We start from the raw sequence: 3,594 nt of genomic DNA, 5'->3' as shown, positions 1-3,594 counted from the left end.
TTCCGCATCCGTCGCCCCGATCGTCTCGTCCAATCCCAACTCCAAATGACAGTATTGAGTCATTCCCGATACGCTACGCCAAGCTTCATCCACAAGCGCTTGTCGGTGCGGACAAGCTGATGTCGTGCAGACGACCTGTGGTTCAGTGCGTTTCGGCGAAGAACGGTAGAGCGTGAGCCCCACTCCTGCGAAGCTTCTTAAAACTGCCTCGTTGCACAGCCCCGATCGCGGACGACACGACTTGAGGCGTATAGCGATACGCCCAAGCGCGTCATGACTGAGGAGAGTTCATGGTCCTGACCTGGCGTGAAGGTGAGATATAGGGACTTTGCATGGCCATCTGCGGCGACGCAGATTTCGCTGCCAAAGCCTCCACGCACAGGTGGCCTTGTGCTTCACAATCGCCTAGACTTCGTTGGAATCCCCTCTCTGGCAGCTCCCGCCGTCTTACGACGAGCTCGAATATTGATGCCGTCGAGAAGCACCTTTCCTAAAGCGGCGTATGCCCACTTACGCGTTCATAAAAGGGTTTGCCATATGCAGAGCATCGCCTAAAGAAGGGAGAGTCAAGCTTCAGTCTGCCATGGCTTCAGCCAAAAAGGATAGCTCGTCACTCTGACCCTTGCCGGTGCCGTGACAAAACTGCCGACATCGGCCGTCGCAGATCGTGTGGGAGCGTCTAGGGCCTGTTATGTCTTGAGAGACGTTCTGGCGTGCATAGCTCTGCGTGATGAGCCCGATGCAGTCTGTGATTTCCGATGATGTGTGGAAGGTCTCGGAGCCTATGATCGAGGCGGTTCGCCTGAAAGGCAAGACGCCGTCGCGCGACCTTCGTCGGACCATATCGGCCATATTCTGGTGCCACTACAACGGCTCGAAGTGGCGTTCCGGGCCTTGGGCCTTAGTGGACCGCAGTCCAGCTCTTCCTGCACTGGACAAAACTCGGCGTCTGGCAGGCTTTTTTCGAGCGACTGATAGACCGCGACCCATCGGTGGGCATGGTTTTTCTCGACGGCACGAACATTCGGGCTCATCACAAGGCGGCAGGAGCCGCTAAAAAGGGGAATTCAAAGGCAGCCGAAGCGACCGTAAAGCACTTGGCCGCTCACGTGGTGGTTTCGGCAGCAAGGTCTGTATCGCCGTAGACGGACGCGGGAAAGCCTTGTCATTTACACTGACGCCAGGTCAGGCCCACGAACTCCCTTCTGCCATGGCGCTCCTTGACGCCTTGCCGCGCGCCCCACTCTACGTCGTCTGTGACCGGGGATATGCTTCAAAGCAGTTTCGAGAGTCCCTGTGGGACAGGGGCTCGCGCCCGGTCATCCCGCCAAAACACAACGAAGCTCCGGTCGCTTGCCCAAAATGGGCCTATCGGCACCGACACCTCATCGAAAACTTCTGGGCCCGCCTCAAGGGTTGGAAAGCCGTCGCCATCAGATACGAGAAAACAACAGCTTTCTTCATGGCCGTCATCCATATCGCCGCAGCCACAGATCATCTCAAGACCTAACAGGCCCTAGCCTTTCATTTGGACCACTTCGAGCAGCAGATCCTAAATCAACTATGCATCATCAGAAAACCAGACTGCATCATACTCGGCGCAGCAAGCGAAGAACCCACACTCACGTTCTGGACTCTAGCAGATGCTAGTTTTTCCCATCAAATTTCTTGAGATATACGTTTTTTATTGGATAAATTAGTATATTCTTCGAATCTTTGAAGAATAGGACGGGGTCACGCGAAAGCTTACGTTTCATCTTTTGCGACATAAAAAATGAGATGAATCTGACAGCTAGCAGCAAAGCTTTCGTGTCTTCATGCTCTGGCTTCTCAGGTTTAGGTTTCGCGGCGATTTTAATTAATGCGTTGGGGGTGGGGCGCGTCGCCGGATTTGAATTTCTCTTCAACGTCAGCGCGGAAATCGCGATCTGATCGACATTTTTGCATTCCACAACAACTTCAAAGTCATCAGACCATTCTTGAACACATTCGAAATCAATATCAAGAGCGAAACTTGTTCTACCCTGATCAAGAAAGTCATTTTCATAATGATTTATATGTATATCGCGCTCGTTAAGTACATTCTTTCCATGGTCGCAGGTTGCACGTATGATTATACGAGCATCTTTTAATTTTAGGGTGGTTACCACGACAATAGCTTTGTACTTACCGCGCTTAATCCGAAAATGCGGCCCATATTGAACAACACGGTAATCTTCTATGCTTTCAGAAACAAGCTCTCGGTTTATCAATTGCCCTTGCTTGGTCTTCAAAAAATAAGCAGGTATGTACGTAAACTCCTCGCTAATAACTAGAGATTGTATTGTTGACGAATTCAAAGATAGTATATTCTCGTAATCAATATTTCTATTGGCGGCCATAGTCTCCCAAGAATTTTGAGATACGCAAATATTTTTATTGCCAGAATAATACATATCAATCTCGTATTTTGGGAAATACACATCAGCATTTTCAAAATCCAATATGTAGAAATTATCCAATAGAATATCTATTGATTGCTTTCTGGAATGAGTATCATTGTGACCCTCAAGTCTGAGTTCTGTAAAATAATTTCTGAATCGCTCAAATATTAAGTACTGCTCGATGGCCGTCCTAGCATTGAACGCACGCTCAAGTATATTGGATCCTGGACGATGAGCGTTAGTATTGTAATGCGTCATAAATGCGAGATCAACGAAAGGAATGTTCCAGAGACTCAGAACATCAGAACGCAATCCGAAATGAAACCAATCACTAAAGTGAAAGGGCATACGTTCCAACGCGTAAGGGTTTAGTGTAAAAAGAGAAGAAATCATCACGCGCTTGTTGAAAACGCTATGACGAAACCTCTTGAATTGATTTTCTTTCTCATATTCATGGAGAAATTTGTCACTTTTAAATAATAGATCATTTCTCACTCTCAGGACGTATTTGTTTTTTGCAACAATTAATCCTTTTTTTGCCGCTTCTATTTGAAAGTTTGCGTTACAATTTGGATTGCCCTCCTTGATTGGTGGCATCTGAGTTGCTTCAGTACAGTATACAAAATTATCGACAACTCTATTGATTAGATCGCAAGTGTTTCTTACTCCGGAATGTCTAGCACTCTTAAGATACGGCTTCACAGATTGTTCACTCGACTTGGAATAGTCTATGAAATCTGAGCTTGATATGGATAATATTATTTGAGATAATGGGAAACTTTTTCTATAAGATTGGACGATATTGGCGACTTCATTGAGGTTTTTTTCAAATAATCCACCTTGCACAACGATGCTGATGGATTCTTTGTATTGACTTACGCTCATCTTAAAACCCTATGTGTTCCATGTTGTAAACATCATATGATGGTTGTGAAACATGGTCCATTAATAAAATTTCAAAGAAAGAGCACAGACTCTGTCGAGTATAACATAAAAAATTATTATTATGTCTAGATTTGTTACAAGTATTGTTGCGTAATATATTGAAAATCTCCCTGTGCGCCTGATGGTACTCAATAATCGCACTGATAGCTTGTTTCTTTGCTTAGAGCCTGTTTAGGAAGTTGGAGCAGATGTGATTCAAGCTCTGGATGTGGACACCAGAGCAGAG

General features: G+C 46.2%; 1 protein-coding gene and 1 pseudogene. One reads left to right on the top strand and one right to left on the bottom strand.

What is annotated here, in order from left to right:
• The first annotated feature begins 748 nt into the window (after window positions 1–748).
• Window positions 749–1,510, top strand: a pseudogene (locus AA0535_RS07695) (IS5 family transposase).
• Between the two features lie 136 nt (window positions 1,511–1,646).
• Here AA0535_RS07695 and AA0535_RS07690 read toward each other — a convergent pair.
• Window positions 1,647–3,308, bottom strand: coding sequence for a WavE lipopolysaccharide synthesis family protein (locus tag AA0535_RS07690; RefSeq protein WP_264815368.1), 1,662 nt, complete (start codon window positions 3,306–3,308; stop codon window positions 1,647–1,649).
• Window positions 3,309–3,594 lie beyond the last annotated feature (286 nt).

Origin of the sequence: Asaia krungthepensis NRIC 0535 (genome assembly GCF_025995175.1) — a bacterium.
Lineage (GTDB): Bacteria > Pseudomonadota > Alphaproteobacteria > Acetobacterales > Acetobacteraceae > Asaia > Asaia krungthepensis.
This window is presented reverse-complemented; position numbering and strand designations above follow the sequence as displayed.

Bases quoted from the DNA above. Each gene is read 5' to 3' on its own strand.
- AA0535_RS07690 (WP_264815368.1), bottom strand. From the start codon at position 3,308: ATGAGCGTAAGTCAATACAAAGAATCCATCAGCATCGTTGTGCAAGGT.